Source organism: Microbacterium sp. XT11 (genome assembly GCF_001513675.1).
In the GTDB taxonomy this organism is placed as follows: Bacteria; Actinomycetota; Actinomycetes; order Actinomycetales; family Microbacteriaceae; genus Microbacterium.
Genome location: NZ_CP013859.1, coordinates 1,697,272 through 1,714,050 on the forward strand (window position 1 = coordinate 1,697,272; position 16,779 = coordinate 1,714,050).

At 68.7% G+C, this 16,779-nt stretch carries 11 protein-coding genes; 6 read left to right on the forward strand and 5 right to left on the reverse strand.

Annotated features, from left to right (window positions below):
- Positions 1 to 138: 138 nt before the first annotated feature.
- The gene (locus AB663_RS07890) at positions 139 to 1,401 is read left to right on the forward strand and encodes an ABC transporter substrate-binding protein (RefSeq protein WP_067197699.1); all 1,263 of its coding nucleotides are present in this window, start codon (positions 139 to 141) and stop codon (positions 1,399 to 1,401) included.
- A gap of 225 nt (positions 1,402 to 1,626) precedes the next feature.
- Here AB663_RS07890 and AB663_RS07895 read toward each other — a convergent pair whose 3' ends face one another.
- From AB663_RS07895 to AB663_RS07910, 4 genes are read right to left on the reverse strand one after another with little or no spacing between them, the layout of a single operon-like run.
- Positions 1,627 to 2,397 (reverse strand): ABC transporter ATP-binding protein, encoded by a 771-nt coding sequence (locus AB663_RS07895; RefSeq protein WP_067197701.1) that lies wholly within the window; start codon positions 2,395 to 2,397, stop codon positions 1,627 to 1,629.
- Complete coding sequence (locus AB663_RS07900; protein WP_442922669.1) at positions 2,394 to 3,407, reverse strand: ABC transporter ATP-binding protein; 1,014 nt, start codon at positions 3,405 to 3,407, stop codon at positions 2,394 to 2,396. Before AB663_RS07900 ends, AB663_RS07895 begins: the two co-directional genes overlap by 4 nt.
- Positions 3,397 to 4,374, reverse strand: a complete 978-nt coding sequence (locus AB663_RS07905; protein ID WP_067197703.1) for a branched-chain amino acid ABC transporter permease — start codon at positions 4,372 to 4,374, stop codon at positions 3,397 to 3,399. Before AB663_RS07905 ends, AB663_RS07900 begins: the two co-directional genes overlap by 11 nt.
- Positions 4,375 to 4,376: 2 nt before the next feature.
- A complete protein-coding gene (locus AB663_RS07910) occupies positions 4,377 to 5,681 on the reverse strand; it encodes a branched-chain amino acid ABC transporter permease (protein WP_067197705.1) in 1,305 nt (434 codons plus the stop codon).
- 285 nt (positions 5,682 to 5,966) lie between these two features.
- Here AB663_RS07910 and guaB point away from each other — a divergent pair, with 285 nt between their 5' ends.
- On the forward strand, positions 5,967 to 7,469 hold the full coding sequence (gene guaB / locus AB663_RS07915) for an IMP dehydrogenase (RefSeq protein WP_067197707.1): 1,503 nt from the start codon (positions 5,967 to 5,969) through the stop codon (positions 7,467 to 7,469).
- Positions 7,470 to 7,545: 76 nt separating this feature from the next.
- Here the strand turns inward: guaB and AB663_RS07920 are convergent, their stop codons facing one another.
- Complete coding sequence (locus AB663_RS07920; protein WP_067197710.1) at positions 7,546 to 7,965, reverse strand: DUF4190 domain-containing protein; 420 nt, start codon at positions 7,963 to 7,965, stop codon at positions 7,546 to 7,548.
- Between the two features lie 191 nt (positions 7,966 to 8,156).
- Between AB663_RS07920 and AB663_RS07925 the strand changes: the two genes are divergently transcribed.
- From AB663_RS07925 to AB663_RS07940, 4 genes are all read left to right on the forward strand, one after another.
- Positions 8,157 to 9,845, forward strand: a complete 1,689-nt coding sequence (locus tag AB663_RS07925) for an ABC-F family ATP-binding cassette domain-containing protein (protein ID WP_067197712.1) — start codon at positions 8,157 to 8,159, stop codon at positions 9,843 to 9,845.
- 103 nt (positions 9,846 to 9,948) lie between these two features.
- Positions 9,949 to 11,070 (forward strand): GuaB3 family IMP dehydrogenase-related protein, encoded by a 1,122-nt coding sequence (locus AB663_RS07930; RefSeq protein WP_067197715.1) that lies wholly within the window; start codon positions 9,949 to 9,951, stop codon positions 11,068 to 11,070.
- Between the two features lie 59 nt (positions 11,071 to 11,129).
- Positions 11,130 to 11,888 (forward strand): SURF1 family protein, encoded by a 759-nt coding sequence (locus AB663_RS07935; protein ID WP_067202398.1) that lies wholly within the window; start codon positions 11,130 to 11,132, stop codon positions 11,886 to 11,888.
- Positions 11,889 to 12,128: 240 nt separating this feature from the next.
- Positions 12,129 to 16,769, forward strand: coding sequence for an ExeM/NucH family extracellular endonuclease (locus AB663_RS07940; protein ID WP_067197717.1), 4,641 nt, complete (start codon positions 12,129 to 12,131; stop codon positions 16,767 to 16,769).
- The last annotated feature ends 10 nt before the right edge of the window (positions 16,770 to 16,779 follow it).

Genomic DNA, 16,779 nt, shown 5'->3' on the forward strand with positions numbered 1-16,779 from the left:
GGCGCAGCGAGCACGGCACCCGGTACCAGATCGTTAACGCACCGAAACCTAAGCGACCACTACGCACTCCCTTCACGCTCTAGGGTTAGAGCACCCGACTGTGGTCACAATCCACGTTCAGTAACGCAAGGGAGCAACATGAACGCACTGAAGGGCTCGCGCACAGCGAAGGTCTTCGCGGGGATCGCGCTGCTCAGCGCATCCGCACTCGTCATCGCCGGCTGCAGTTCGTCGACCGGCGGCGACAAGCCCTCGGGTGGCGGTGACAAGCCCGCCGGAGACCTCACTCTCAAGCTCGGCTCGCTGCTGCCCCAGACCGGTTCCCTGGCCTTCCTCGGCCCGCCCATGGAGTCGGGCGTCGGGCTCGCCGTGCAGGAGGTCAACGACGCGAAGGCCGGCATCACGATCGACCTCACGGCCGAAGACGAGGGCGACACCGACACCAAGGCGTACGAGACCTCCATCACGAAGCTGCAGAGCGCGGGCGTGAACGCGATGGTCGGCGCCGCGGCGTCGGGTGTCTCGAAGCTGATCCTCGACGGCAACGTCGCGGCCGGCATCCTGCAGATCTCGGCGTCGAACACGTCGCCCGACTTCACCGACTGGGACGACGACGGCCTCTACTTCCGCACGGCCCCCAGCGACCTGTTGCAGGGCGAGGTGCTCGGCAACCTCATCGCGGAAGACGGCCACAAGACCCTGGGCATCATCTACCAGAACGACGCCTACGGCACCGGCCTCGACGCCGCGATCAAGAACACGTTCGAGGGCACCGGCGGCAAGGTCGTCGCCGAGGCGTCGTTCAACGTCGGCGACGCGCAGTTCGACGCCCAGGTCGAGACCATCAAGGCGCAGAACCCGGATGCCGTCGCGATCGTGTCGTTCGACCAGTTCAAGACCATCGCGCCGCTGCTGGTGAACGCCGGCATCACGGCCGACAAGTTCTACATGGTCGACGGAAACCTCTCCGACTACGGAGCCGACATGCAGGTGTCGCTCGAGGGTGCGCAGGGCACGAAGGCCGGTCCGAAGCTCGCCGACGACTTCACGCAGCGTCTCCAGGACTACTGGACGGGCGAGGGCAACGCCGAGGTGAAGGACTTCACCTACGCGGCCGAGGCCTATGACGCCGTGATCCTCGTCGCCCTGGCGTCGCTTGCCGCGGGATCCACCGAGGGCAAGGACATCGCGGCGAAGATGCAGGAGGTCTCCGGCGGCTCGGGCGACGGCGAGAAGTGCACCTCGTTCGCCGACTGCGCGAAGATCATCAACGACGGTGGCGTGGCCGATTACGACGGCTACTCCGGCGAGGTCACGTTCGACGAGAACGGCGACCCGCAGGGCGCCACGATCGGCATCTACAAGTACGGCGCCGACAACATGACGACCCGCACGAACTGACGCACGGCGGAAGGGCCTCGGATGCTCCGGCATCCGAGGCCCTTTTCCGTATCGCCCGACGGTCACGGCGGCGTGTGTCTCGCTGTGCTCGCTCGACGACCGGGTGAGTTCCGTGTCGCTGTGCTCGCTCGACGACCGGGTGAGTTCCGTGTCGCTGCGCTCGCTCGACGACCGGGTGCGTTCCCGGCGTGGAGCGAGGAGCGCAGCGTCGAGCCGAAACGTGCGTCAGGCGGCGTCGGTGCCGAGCGTGCCGAGGTAGAGGCCGATGACCTTCGGGTCGTTCAGCAGGTCGCGGCCGGTGCCCTCGTAGGCGTCCCTGCCCTGGTCGAGCACGTACCCGCGGTCGCAGATCTGCAGGCAGCGCCGCGCGTTCTGCTCGACCATGATCGTCGTCACGCCGGCCTTGTTGATGTCGGACACACGGATGAACGCGTCGTCCTGGCGCACGGGCGAGAGGCCTGCGGACGGCTCGTCGAGCAGCAGCACCGACGGGTCCATCATCAGGGCGCGGGACATGGCGACCATCTGCCGTTCGCCGCCCGAGAGCGAGCCGGCTCGCTGCTTGAGGCGCTTGCCGAGCTCGGCGAAGATGCCTGTCACGAACTCCAGCCGTTCGGCGTAGATCTTGGGGTTCTGATACAGCCCCATCTGCAGGTTCTCCTCGATGGAGAGCGAAGGGAAGACGTTGTTCGTCTGCGGCACGAACGCCACGCCGCGCTGCACGAGCTTGTCGGCCTTGAGACCGACGATGCTCTCGCCGTTCACCGTGATGTCACCGGCGCGCACGTTCACGAGCCCGAAGATCGACTTGAGCAGCGTGGACTTGCCTGCGCCGTTCGGCCCGATGATGCCGATCAGTTCTCCCTGGCGCGCTACGAGGTTCGCGCCGTTGAGGATGTTGACACCGGGCAGGTACCCCGCATGCACATCCGTGAGCTCGACGACGACCTCGCCCCGCTGCTCCTGCGCGGTGCGCGTCTCCGCGGTTTCGCTCATGCGCGTCCCTCCTCTGCGTCATCGGCGGCGAGTTCGGCGTCGGCCTCCGCTTCGATCGTCTCCCGCAGCTTCACGGCCGCGGTGTCGGCGAGCACGGGGATGCGGCCGGTCACGGCGCCGAGGTCGACGTCCTGGTGCGCGCCCAGATAGGCGTCGACCACGGCTGGATCCTCCATGACCTCCTCAGGGGGCCCTTCGGCGACGACGCGACCCTCCGCCATGACGACGACCCAGTCGGCGATGTGACGCACCATATGCATGTCGTGCTCGACGAAGAGCACCGTCATGCCCTGCTCTTTGAGGTCGAGGATGTGGTCGAGGAGCGACTGTGTGAGAGCCGGGTTGACGCCGGCCATCGGCTCGTCGAGCATGACCAGCGTCGGGTCGCTCATGAGCGCACGCGCCATCTCGAGCAGCTTGCGCTGTCCTCCCGAGAGCGCGGCGGCGAAGTCCTTCTCCTTGGCGTCGAGCTTGAAGCGTGCGAGCAGCTCGCGCGCCTTCTCCTCGATCTGCGCGTCCTGCGCGCGCCAGAGGAACGGGAACAGGCTCGACCAGAAGCCCTCGCCGCGCTGGTGGGGCGCGCCGAGCTTCATGTTCTCGAGCACCGTGAGCAGCGACAGCGACTTCGTCAGCTGGAAAGTGCGAACCTGTCCCATGCGGGCGACCTTGAACGAGGGGATTCCCGACAGGTTCGTCCCGTCGAACGACCACGAGCCGCTGTTGGGCTTGTCGAACCCGCAGAGCAGGTTGAACAGGGTCGTCTTGCCGGCGCCGTTGGGGCCGATGAGCGCCGTGATGGCGCCGCGCGGGATCTCCAGATGGTCGACGTCGACGGCGGTCAGGCCGCCGAAGCGACGCTGCACGGCGTCGACGACGAGGATCGGGTCGACCTTGGCGACGCCCGGCGCGGCTGGTCCCTTCGCGAGGCCGGTCGTCTTCGGCCGGCGGACGCTGCCGGTGGCGGGCCCCGGCTGGTCGGCGGGGACCTCGGGGTTCAGTTCATTTGACAAAGGTCATCTCCCTCTTGTCTCCGAGGATGCCCTGGGGGCGGAAGATCACGAGCAGCATGAGCGCGATGCCGACGAAGACGAACACCAGAGTGGACGCCTGACTGTCGGACATCGGCAGGATGCCCGCCTTGGCCATGCTCGGCAGCAGGTTGGCGAGGAACGCGAACACCACCCAGAAGAGCACGGCGCCCAGGGTCGGCCCGAACACGGTGGCCGCACCGCCGAGCAGGAGGATCGTCCACAGGAAGAAGGTGAGCGAGGTCGTGTAGCTGCCGGGCACCACGGCCGAGGGGAGCACGAAGACGATGCCGCCCGCCGCCCCGATGATTCCGCCGACGACGAGCGCCTGCATCTTGTAGGCGAAGACGTTCTTGCCGAGCGATCGCACGGCGTCCTCGTCCTCGCGGATGCCCTTGAGCACGCGGCCCCACGGGCTCCGCATGAGCGCCCACACCAGCAGGATCGCGACAGCGAGCAGGATGAGGCCGAAGACGCGGTTCCACAGATCGTTCGCGGTGTACGTCCACGGGCCGAAACCGTAGGTGCCGGTGGGGAACGGGTTCGCGTCGCGGAACCCGCCGTTGTACTGGGCGAGCCCGTCGGCCGAGTTCGTCCATTCGTCGAACAGCTGGGTCGTGAAGAGCAGCCGCACGATCTCGCCGGCCGCGATGGTCGCGATGGCGAGGTAGTCGGCTCGGAGCCGAAGGGTCGGGATGCCGAGGAGCACGGCGAACAGGGCTCCGCCCACGAGTCCGATGAGCATGCCGAGCCACCACGGGAGGCCGAACGACAGCACGGAGATCGCGTAGCCGTAGCCGCCGATCGCCATGAACGCCGCCATGCCGAAGTTCAGCAGACCCGCGTAGCCGAAGTGCACAGCGAGGCCCGTCGCCGCGAGCGCGTAGGCGATCGTGATCGGGCTGAAGAGATAGACGGCGGTGTTGGAGAAGATGCTTCCGAAGTCCATGATCAGCCCAGCCTTTCCTTGCGTCCGAGCAGACCTTGCGGCCTGACCAGCAGGATGACGATGAGCACCACGAGGGCGCTCGCGTACTTCAGGTCGGACGGGATCCACAGCGTCGAGATCTCGACCGCGATGCCCACGATGAGCGATCCGACGAGCGCACCGAACGCGGTGCCGAGCCCGCCGAGCGTGATCGCGGCGAACATGAGCAGGAGCATCTGCATGCCCATGTCCCACTTCACGCCGGGACGGAAGTACGCCCACAGGATGCCGGAGATCGCCGCGAGCACCCCCGCCAGGATCCACACGTAGCGGATCACCCGGTCGACGTCGATGCCGGACGCCGCGGCGAGCTGCGGGTTGTCGGAGATGGCGCGCGTGGCCTTGCCGATGCGGGTGCGGGTGAGGAACCAGGCAACGGCGAGGATCACCACGATGCTCACGCCCATGGCGATCATGTCGATGTACGACAGGGAGACCGGCCCGAACTGGATCGGCGTCGGGCTCGCACCGGGGAGCTGACGCGTGCCGCCGCCGATGAAGTACTGGAAGACGTAGCGCAGTGCGAGCGAGAGGCCGATGCTCACGATCATCAGCTGCACCGTGCCGAGGCCGCGGCGGCGCAGCGGACGCCACACGCCGGCGTCCATGCCCCACCCGAGCAGGGCGCCGCCGACCACGGCCGCCGCGATCCCCGCCCACAGCGGAAGGTGCCAGAACGAGGTCGTGACCATGGCGAGCAGGCCGCCCCAGGTGACCATCTCGCCGTGCGTGAAGTTCGACAGGCGCGTGGTGCCGTAGATCAGGGCGGCGCCCATCGACGCCAGCGCCAGCAGCAGCCCGAAGTTCAACCCGCCGACGAGGCGGGAGAACAGCTGGTCCGCGAACGACACCGTGACGCGCTCGCCCTCGCCGAGGAAGAGGTTCATGATCTTCGTGCCCGTGAGGCCGAACTCGACCTCGAACGAGGCGGTGGTCCCGGCGATCGGCTGCGTGCCCTCGGGCAGCTGCGCGGCGTCGACGATCACGCCGTCCGGCAGCGTGTCCTCATCGACGGTGAGCGTGTACTTCGCCTTCTCCGGCACGTACAGCCGCCACTTGCCCTCGGCATCCGTCTTCGTCTCGCCCTCGAAGCCCTTGCCCTCGATCGTCATGACGACGCCCTCGACGGGCTTGTCCTCGAAGGTGATGACGCCCGCGAAGTAGAAGTCGGTGATCTCCTGCCCGTCGTCGGTCTCGTCGGCTGAGGCGACGGACGGTGAGAGCAGCATGGCGCAGAGGGCCATGAGTATGCCGATGAACGCGACCATCCACGGACGCTTTCGATGCACGGCGACTGTTGTGGGTCCCACGCAACCTCCACTTTGAGTGCTGTCTCCGCGGCATCGGGTCGTCGCCGAGGAGATGGACGACGCACTTGAGCGTACTGGGCGATCCGGGAATCTCCTACACGTGTCGCTCATCGCATACCGGCGCCGGGAATGTTCCCGGGCGTGTCTCGCTTAGAATCTACATACGCGCTCCGGCCCGACGGGCCGGTGTCCCCAGCCCCGCATCGCACTCGGATTCGCGCCATTCGCGCAGGAGGAGCATTCATGGATCAGCACGACCCCTTCGGCTTCGTCGGACTCACGTACGACGACGTGCTGCTCCTCCCGGGGCACACCGATGTCATCCCCAGCGAGGCCGACACCTCGTCGCGGGTGACGCGCCGGATCTCGGTCGCGACACCCCTGCTCTCCAGCGCCATGGACACCGTCACCGAGGCGCGCATGGCCATCGCGATGGCGCGCGAGGGCGGCCTCGGCATCCTGCACCGCAACCTGTCCATCGCCGATCAGGCCGCGCAGGTCGACCGGGTCAAGCGCAGCGAGTCGGGGATGATCACCGACCCCATCACGACGACACCCGACGCGACGGTCGACGAGGTCGACAAGCTCTGCGCGCAGTACCGCATCTCTGGGCTTCCTGTCGTCGACGGCGAGGGCCGGCTCGTCGGCATCGTCACGAACCGCGACATGCGCTTCGTGTCGGGCTTCGAGCGCCAGACCACGCTCGTCAAAGATGTCATGACCAGTGAGAACCTCGTCACGGCGCCCGTCGGCGTCGCGGCCGGCGAGGTGATCGCGCTGTTCGCCAAGCACCGCGTCGAGAAGCTGCCGCTCATCGACGAGAACGGCAAGCTCGCGGGCCTCATCACCATCAAGGACTTCGACAAGAGCGAGAAGTACCCGCTCGCCACGAAGGACGACCAGGGCCGCCTGCGCGTCGGCGCGGCGATCGGCTTCTTCGGCGACGCGTGGGAACGCGCGGAGGCCCTGCGCGACGCGGGTGTCGACGTGCTCGTCGTCGACACCGCGAACGGCCAGTCGCAGGGCGTCATCGACATCGTGAAGCGTCTCAAGGCCGATGAGTCGTTCGCGCACATCGACATCATCGGCGGCAACGTCGCGACCCGCGAGGGTGCTCAGGCGCTCGTCGACGCGGGTGTCGACGCCGTGAAGGTCGGGGTCGGCCCGGGCTCGATCTGCACCACGCGTGTGGTCGCCGGTGTAGGCGTCCCCCAGGTGACGGCGGTGTACGAGGCCTCGCTCGCGGCGGGTCCGGCCGGGATCCCGGTGATCGCCGACGGAGGCCTGCAGTACTCGGGCGACATCGCGAAGGCTCTCGTGGCGGGGGCCGACGCGGTCATGCTCGGCTCGCTTCTCGCGGGCACCGACGAGTCGCCGGGCGAGATCGTCTTCCAGTCGGGCAAGCAGTTCAAGCAGTACCGCGGCATGGGATCGCTCGGCGCGATGCAGACCCGCGGCAAGCAGACCTCCTATTCCAAGGACCGCTACTTCCAGGCGGATGTGCCCAGCGATGACAAGCTCATCCCGGAGGGCATCGAGGGGCAGGTCCCCTACCGCGGGCCCCTCTCGGCGGTGGCGTACCAGCTCGTCGGGGGTCTGCGTCAGTCGATGTTCTACGTCGGCGCCCGCACCATCGAGGAGCTCAAGCAGCGAGGCAAGTTCGTGCGCATCACCGCCGCCGGTCTCAAGGAGTCGCACCCGCACGACGTGCAGATCGTCGTCGAGGCGCCGAACTACAAGAAGTGAGCGCGACGCGCTGACACGAAGAGGGCGGATGCTGCAGTCCACAGCATCCGCCCTCTCGTCGTTCATGGAGGCGGGGTCAGCCGCAGGTGTAGGTGACTCCGTTGACCTCCCAGACCCCCGAGCCGAGCTCGGCGCACATCGACGCCAGGGCGACGATGCCGAGGATCGCGACCACGCCGACGATGATCCAGAACACGGTCAGGATGGCGCCGATCACGATGCCGGCCGTCGCGAGGCCCGTCGGTGCGCCGGCCTTCTTGAGCTTCACGCGCGCGACGATGCTGAGGATGAGGCCGACGAGCGGAGCGACGATGGCCAGGATGAATCCCGCGATCGCCAGCCCGCGCCCCGGAACAGGCTCGGCGGGGGCTCCGTATGCCGCCGCCGCACCCGGCTGCGCCGGGGGAGCGTACTGCGGAGCGGGAGTCGCATCAGGCGTGGTGTTCCACGCAGGCTGCTGAGGCGGCTGGGGCGGCTGCTGGTCGGGGTTCGTCATGTTCTCTCCTGTGGGGACGGGACAAAGGGCGCACCCGAGAGCGTAGCGAGGACCACAGGCCCGCACCATCCCGACTCGCTGGGGAATCCGGTGCTCGCCGCGTTCGCCCCCGGCCTCCGGGTTCGCGGCGGCGGGTGCTCTGCTGATAGCCTGATCGGCTCGCCACGCGGGCGGAAGGACGGCCACACCCTGTGGGATACATCGACGTCTCCGGCGTCTCACTGACGCTCCCCGACGGCAGACCTCTTCTCGACGAGGTGACGTTCCGGGTCGGCGCGGGTTCGACGAGCGCGCTGATCGGCCCGAACGGCGCAGGGAAGACGACGTTGCTGCGCATCATCCGCGGTGAGCAGGCGCCGGACGACGGCGTCGTCACGATCGACGGCGGCCTCGGCGTCATGGACCAGTTCGTCGGACATGGCGAGAGCGGTCAGACCGTGCACGAGCTGCTCGTGCGGGTGGCACCTCGGCGCATCCGGGCAGCGGCCGAGGAGCTGGAGGCAGCGGAGAACGCCCTCATCGAGCGGGACGAGCACGACACGCAGATGGCGTACGCGGCCGCCATCGCCGAGTACGCGGATGCCGGCGGCTACGAGCACGAGACGGTGTGGGACCAGTGCACGGTCGCCGCCCTCGGCGTGCCGTACGAGCGCGCCCGCTATCGCGACCTCACCACGCTGTCGGGCGGCGAGCAGAAGCGGCTCGCGCTGGAGGCGCTGCTCCGAGGCCCCGACGAGGTGCTGCTCCTGGACGAGCCGGACAACTACCTCGACGTCCCGGCGAAGCGCTGGCTCGAGGAGCAGCTGCGTCAGACGCCCAAGACGGTGCTGCTCGTCTCGCACGACCGCGAACTGCTCGCGCGGGCCGCCGATCGGATCATCACGCTCGAACCCGGAGGTGCCGGTGCGACCGCGTGGGTGCACGGCGGCGGGTTCGCGACCTACCATCAGGCCCGCAGCGACCGCATGGACCGGCTCGACGAGCTGCGGCGGCGCTGGGACGAGCAGCACGAGAAGCTGCGGACGCTGGTCGCGAACCTCAAGGTCAAGGCGGCGGCGAACGACGGCTTCGCCTCGCGGTACCAGGCCGCCCAGACGCGCCTGCGCAAGTTCGAAGAGGCGGGGCCGCCCGAAGAGCGTCCGCCCGCGCAGGACTTCGACATGCGGCTGCGCGGATCGCGCACCGGCAAGCGCGCCGTCGTCGCCACCGCGCTCGAGCTCACGGGGCTCATGCGGCCCTTCGACGCCGAGATCTGGTACGGCGACAGGGTGGCGGTGCTCGGCTCGAACGGTTCGGGGAAGTCGCACTTCCTCCGGCTGCTCGCCCGCGGAGGCACCGATCCCGACCCCGCCCTGGGGCACGTCACCTCCACGGGGGAGCAGCTCGCCGAGGTCGCCCACTCCGGACGTGCCGTGCTCGGCGCGCGCGTCGTCCCTGGACTGTTCGCGCAGACCCACGCGCATCCGGAGTTCGTCGGCCGCACGCTGCTCGAGATCCTGCACCGTGGCGATGAGCGGCGTTCGGGGTTGCCGCGTGACGCCGCGAGCTCGGTGCTCGACCGCTACGGCCTCGTACGGCAGGCACAGCAGACGTTCGAGTCGCTGTCGGGCGGACAGCAGGCCCGGTTCCAGGTGCTGCTGCTGGAGCTCTCCGGCGCCACGCTGCTCCTGCTCGACGAGCCCACGGACAACCTCGACCTCGAATCCGCAGAGGCTCTCGAGCAGGCGCTCGTGCGCTTCGACGGCACGGTCCTCGCGGTCACCCACGACCGCTGGTTCGCGCGGTCGTTCGACCGGTTCCTCGTCTTCGGCTCGGACGGCGAGGTGTACGAGGCGGACGAGCCGGTCTGGGATGAGAAACGCGTGGTCAGGGCGCGCTGAGGCCAGGAGGGCGAGACGCGATGCTCCGGAGACGGCCGCCCACCATCCCCGGTCTCTCGTCTCGCAGCCGTCGGCCCGTACGGGTGCCGGGTAGTCTGGGGGAGTGACCACTGAGATCGAGCTGGGCCGAGGAAAGCGCGCGCGCCGCGCATATACGTTCGACGACATCGCGGTCGTGCCGTCGCGCCGAACCCGCAACCCGGAGGACGTGTCGACCGCGTGGACGATCGATGCCTTCGGCTTCGAGATCCCCGTGATCGGCGCGCCCATGGACTCGGTCGTGAGCCCGCAGACGGCCATCATGCTCGGTCAGCTCGGCGGCCTGGGCGTCCTCGATCTCGAAGGACTGTGGACGCGCTACGACGACCCGGAGCCGCTGCTGGCCGAGATCGCCGGTCTCGAGGCCGCGTCGGCGACCGTGCGCATGCAGGAGATCTACTCCGAGCCCATCAAGCCGGAGCTCATCACGCGTCGGCTGGCCGAGATCCGCGAGGCCGGTGTCACCGTCGCCGGTTCGCTCACGCCGCAGCGGACCCAGGAGTTCTACGACACGGTGGCGGCTGCGGGCGTCGACCTCTTCGTGATCCGCGGCACGACGGTGTCGGCCGAGCACGTGTCGAGCGTCGACCAGCCACTGAACCTGAAGAAGTTCATCTACGACCTCGACGTGCCCGTGATCGTCGGCGGTGCCGCCACGTACACCGCCGCGCTGCACCTCATGCGCACGGGGGCGGCCGGCGTGCTCGTCGGCTTCGGCGGGGGAGCGGCCTCCACGACGCGGGCGACGCTCGGCATCCACGCGCCGATGGCCACCGCCGTCTCGGATGTGGCGGCCGCCCGTCGCGACTACCTCGACGAGTCGGGCGGCCGGTACGTGCACGTGATCGCGGACGGCGGCGTCGGCACGTCGGGCGACATCGTCAAGGCGCTCGCCATGGGTGCGGATGCCGTCATGCTTGGCGTCGCGTTGGCCAGAGCCACCGACGCTCCCGGTCGCGGGTTCCACTGGGGACCTGAGGCTCACCACCCGAAGCTGCCCCGCGGCCGTCGCGTCGAGGTGGGCGGGATCGGCACGCTCGAGGAGATCCTGTACGGGCCGGCCCCGGTGGCCGACGGCACGGCCAACCTCATCGGCGCGCTGCGCAAGTCCATGGCGACCACCGGGTACTCCGACCTCAAGGAGTTCCAGCGGGTCGAGGTCGTCCTGGCGCCGTACGAGGCCTGAGCATCAACCGCATCGCCGTGACGTCGCCCGCGCTGTTCCCGCCGACCCTGCGCGAGGTCATGCTGCGGGGCCGCTGGATCGCCATGCTTCTGCTGTGCCTCGTCGTCGCCGGCGTGTTCGCGTGGCTGGGGCAATGGCAGCTGGGCCGCGCGATCGATACGGCACCGCCGCCCCCCGGTGCCACCGAGCAGGTGCGCCCCTTGGCCGACGTCGTCGAGCCGGGTGAGTACCTGCCGGAGCCCCTGGTCGGCCAGCGCGTCGAGACCACGGGTGTGTGGGTGCCAGGCGATTTCCTCGTCGTGTCGGGGAGGTTCAACGAGGGGGCCGCCGGCTACTGGGTCACCGGACAGCTGCGGGTCGGCGAGCGCACCTCCATCGCCGTCGCGATCGGCTGGACGGCGGATCTCGACGAGGCGCGGCGTGCGATCGAGGCGCTGGACGCGGATGCCGACGGATCAGAGGTGACGATCACCGGTCGGGTGATCTCCGACGAGGGCCCGGTGCCGCCTCCGCACGACGACCCCGAGCGCATGGACCGGATGTCGCCCGCCATGCTGCTGAGCCGCTGGCACGACACCGCCGACCTCGACGTGTACCGTCCCTACCTCGCGTCGGCGAGTGCGCTCGCCGGGCTCACCGACATCGCGTCTCCCGCGCCGGAGGAGCAGTCGCCGATCAACTGGCTCAACGTCTTCTACGCCGCGGAATGGGCCATCTTCGCCGGCTTCGCGTTCTACCTCTGGTACCGCCTTGCCAAGGATGCGTGGGAGCGGGAGGTCGAAGAGTTCGACGACGCTGCGGGCGCGCCGACGGACTGAGGTTTCTGCGCACCTGAGCGCGTGGATGTGCGCGTCTGCGCAGGTGTTTGTAGGCGTCCTCTGAACGCTTTGTGCGGTCCGGTGAGCGGTGGGTGACGAAAAGGCAAACTGCATTGATGATGTCCGCCCCTCTCCGTATGCTCCCAACATGTGCGTGCGCTGGGAGTCCGGCGCACGCGCGGCGGCGGGAGTCCACGAGAGCCCGTCGATCCGATCCGCGATGTCGAGGAGACCGTCCGTATGAAGTCCGCCCCCGACGATGAGGCCCGAGTGAGCGCCGCATCGTCCGTACACCGGAAGCGGGGGCGCTACGGCGCACTCGCCGTGACCTGCGCGGCAGCGCTGAGCCTCGGCTCGCTCGTCGCCGCGCCCGCCTTCGCCGACACCACCGGAACCGGCGTGGTGATCAACGAGGCCTACCTCTCCGGAGGCAGCGCCGGGGCGGCGTTCAAGAACAAGTTCGTCGAGCTGTACAACCCGACGGCAGAGCCGATCGCGCTCGACGGCATGTCGCTGCAGTACCGCTCGGCGACGGGCACGGGAGCCTTCAACGGCGTCGCGCCCCTCAGCGGGACGATCCCGGCGCACGGGTACTTCCTCGTGCAGGGCAACAGCAACGGCACGAACGGCGCCGAGCTCCCCGCGGCCGACGTGGTGAGCACCCTGTCGCCCAGCGGCACCACCGGCACCATCGCCCTGGTGCGGGGCACGGCGGCAGTGAGCCTCACGCCCGGCTCGGTCGTCGGCGCACCCGGGGTGATCGACCTGCTCGGCTACGGCACCTCGAACACCTTCGAGACCAAGGCGGCCACCGCCCCGTCCGGCAACACCGACGTCAAGTCGCTCACTCGCACGAACGGCGCAGACACCGACGACAACAGCGCGGACTTCTCGCTCTCCGCGTCGATCACGCCGCAGAACTCCGGTGCGGGTGGAGGCACCGACCCCGGGTCCGGCACCGACCCGGTGACCGCGACCATCGCCGAGGTGCAGGGCACCACCGACGTGTCGCCGTTGAACGGCAAGACCGTCACGGTCGAGGGCGTCGTCACGGCCGACTACCGCACGGGCGGGTACAAGGGCATCACGATCCAGACGCGGGGGTCGGGCGGTGCCGAGGACGCGACTCCCGGAGCCTCCGACGGCATCTTCGTGTTCCTCGACGCGCTCACCCCGACGCTCGCCATCGGCGATCTGGTCTCGGTCACCGGAGCGGTGAGCGAGTACTACGGGCAGACCCAGATCAGCCCCTCGTCGCTCTCGGCGGTCTCCGTCGTGCAGGCAGGCGTCGGCGTGCCCGCAGCGACGCCTCTGCCCGACACCGTGCTGGGCGCAGACCGCGAGCAGTTCGAGAGCATGTACGTGGCCCCGACGGGGACGTACCGCGTCGCATCGAGCCACCAGCTCTACAACTACGGCGCGCTGTGGCTGAACGTGGGCGGCGGCATGAACGTCAAGAGCACCGAGACGACGCGTCCCGGCACCGAGGCCGCAGCCATCACTGCCGCCAACCGGGCGAACCGCATCCTGCTCGACGACGGCTGGTCCATCCAGGTGACGAACAAGAGCCACCCGAACGAGCAGCCGTACTTCACCAAGGACGTCGTCGTGCGCAACGGCGACACGGTCGACTTCGGCGACAACGGCTACGTGCTGCAGTGGAGCTTCGACGACTGGCGTCTGCAGCCGGTGGTGCCGATCGACAACACCTCGCCTGCCGAGCTCAAGCCGACGTTCACCGCCACGAACCCGCGCCCGGCGTCAGCGCCCGAGGTGGGCGGAGACGTGCAGGTCGCGTCGTTCAACGTCTACAACTACTTCACGACGCTGAAGAGCCAGAACGCGAACGCGCGCGGTGCCGCGACCGCCGAGGAGTTCGCCATCCAGAAGTCCAAGATCGTCGCGGCGATCAACGGCCTCGGCGCCGACATCGTCTCGCTGATGGAGATCGAGAACTCGGTCAAGCTCGGCGGCACGCTCGACTCCGCGCTCGCCGACCTGGTCGCAGGCCTCAACGCCGACGCCGGTGACGACGTGTGGGCATACGTGCACACGCCGGCCGCGCTGAACGATGCCACCATCACCGACTACATCACGAGCGCCATCATCTACAAGAAGGATGCTGTCTCGCCCGTCGGTGACGCCATGACCGTCGTCGACGAGACCGTGTGGGGCAACGCGCGTGAGCCCATCGCCCAGGCCTTCGACGTCGACGGCCGCATCGTCACGGTGGTCGCGAACCACCTGAAGTCGAAGTCGGACCCCAAGGACGGCACTCCGGTGCCGGCTGACGAGCAGGGCTTCTTCAACGCCGACCGCGTGCGGCAGGCGAACTCGATCCTCGAGTTCACCAAGACGATCGAGTCCAAGACGGGCAGCAGCGACATCCTGCTCATCGGCGACTTCAACGCGTACGCGAAGGAAGACCCGATCGACGTGTTCACGTCGGCCGGGTGGAGCGACGTCGCGCGCGAGAAGGCGCCAGACGAGCACACCTACTCCTTCGACGGGGAGCTCGGATCGCTCGACCACGTGCTCGCGTCGCCGTCGCTCGCCTCGTCGATCATCGGCGCGGGCGTGTGGGGCATCAACTCGCCCGAGTGGAGCGACCGCGGCTACGCGTTCGGCGCCACCGAGGCGGGCACGCCCTTCCGCTCCAGCGACCACGACCCGATCCTCGTCGGAGTCTCCGCCACCGTCCCGCCGGTCAGCATCGACGTCGTCACGGTGAACGACTTCCACGGTCGCATCGAGGCCGATGGAGCAGCTGCCGGAGCAGCCGTGCTCGCCGGTGCGGTCAAGCAGTTCCGTGAGGCGAACCCGAACACGATCTTCGCCGGAGCCGGTGACCTGATCGGCGCGTCGACGTTCACGTCGTTCATCAACGACGACAACCCGACGATCGACGCGCTGAACGCGGCCGGGCTCGACGTGAGCGCGGCGGGCAACCACGAGTTCGACCAGGGATGGGCCGACCTGCGCGATCGCGTGCAGGAACGCGCGAACTGGGAGTACATCTCGTCCAACGTGTTCCTCACCGAGACGGGCGAGCCGGCACTGGCGCCCGCCTGGGTGAAGGAGCTCGACGGCGTGCGCGTGGGCTTCGTCGGCGCCGTCACCGAGGACCTCGACTCGCTGGTCTCGCCCGAGGGCATCAAGGACCTCGAGGTGCGCAGCATCGTCGACTCGGTCAACGCCGTGGCAGATGACCTGCGCGACGGCGACGAGTCCAACGGCGAGGCCGACGTGGTCATCCTCCTCGTGCATGAGGGCGCTGCCACGGTCGACGTCTCGAGCATCACGCCCGAGTCGCCGCTGGGTGAGATCGTCTACGGCGTCGACGGCGACGTGGACGCGATCGTCTCGGCGCACACGCACCTCGCGTACAACCACGTCATCGACGGCCGTCCCGTCGTCTCGGCCGGTCAGTACGGCGAGAACCTCGGTCTGATGAACATCAAGGTCGACCCGAAGACGAAGGATCTGATCTCGATCACGAACGAGATCAAGCCCCTCACCTCGGGCGGCAAGCCGCTGTACCCCGCCGTCCCGGAGGTGGCCGACATCGTCGCCAAGGCGAAGGCCGAGGCCGACGTGCTGGGCGCCGTCAAGGTCGGAGACATCACCGGCGACTTCAACCGGGCGCGTCAGAGCGATGGCAAGACCGAGAACCGCGGCGGCGAGTCCACGATCGGCAACTTCGTGGCCGATGTGCAGAAGTGGTCGACGGGCGCCGACCTCGCGCTGATGAACCCCGGCGGCATCCGGGCGAACCTGACCTATGCGTCGTCGGGGGCATCCGATCCGGACGGAAACGTCACGTACCGTGAGGCGGCTACCGTTCAGCCGTTCGCCAACACGCTGGTCACGCTGAAGCTCACCGGAGCGCAGCTGAAGAGCGTGCTGGAGGAGCAGTGGCAGCCGGCAGGAGCGGCTCGTCCGTTCCTCAAGCTCGGAGTGTCGAAGGAGCTGTCGTACACCTACGACCCGACGGCGGCACAGGGGTCGCGCATCACCTCGATGACGCTGGGCGGCGTGCCCATCGATCCCGAGGAGACGTACACGGTGGCGGCGAACTCCTTCCTCGCGGCAGGCGGAGACAACTTCTCCTCCTTCGCGCTGGGGACCGACAAGCGCGACACCGGCAAGGTCGACCTGCAGTCGATGGTCGACTGGTTCGCAGCCAACACCACGGCCTCCCCGGACTACGCCCAGCGCGCCGTTGGCGTCACGCTGAGCGCTCCCGACGCCGACGGCTACACGGCCGGAGACCAGGTCACGGTGTCGCTCTCGTCGCTGGCGTTCAGCGCAGGAGAGCCGGCACCGGGCGAGGTCACCCTGTCGCTCGGCGACACCGTGCTCGCCTCGGGCGCGATCGATCCGTCGGTGGTCGACGCGTACGACGAGGTCGGCAGGGCCGCGCTGACGTTCACGGTGCCCTCGGGCGTGTACGGAGAGCAGTCGCTCACCGTGGCTGTCGCGGGCACCGGCACGACGGCGCAGGTGCCCTTCACGATCGCGGGGGAGCCGGAGCCCGAGTTCCACGGGGTCATCTCGCTCGACTCGTCGAAGGTCGCCGCGGGCAAGAAGCTCACGATCACCGGAACGGACTACCTGCCGGGTGAGACCGTGACGGTGCAGCTGCGTCCGAAGAAGGGTGAGCCGGTGACGGTCGGCACGATCGAGGTCGGCGCCGACGGTGGCTTCACGGCATCGGTGACGGTGCCGAAGAGCACGCAGCCGGGGAAGTACACGGTCGCGGTGGCGCAGTCGGACGGAGACGAGGCGACGGCCTCGGTCACGGTCACCCGCGGCGGCGGCGGAGGCGTGATCCGCGATCTCATCGATTGGATCTGGGACCTGCTGACCGGCTGGTTCTGATCTGAGTGAA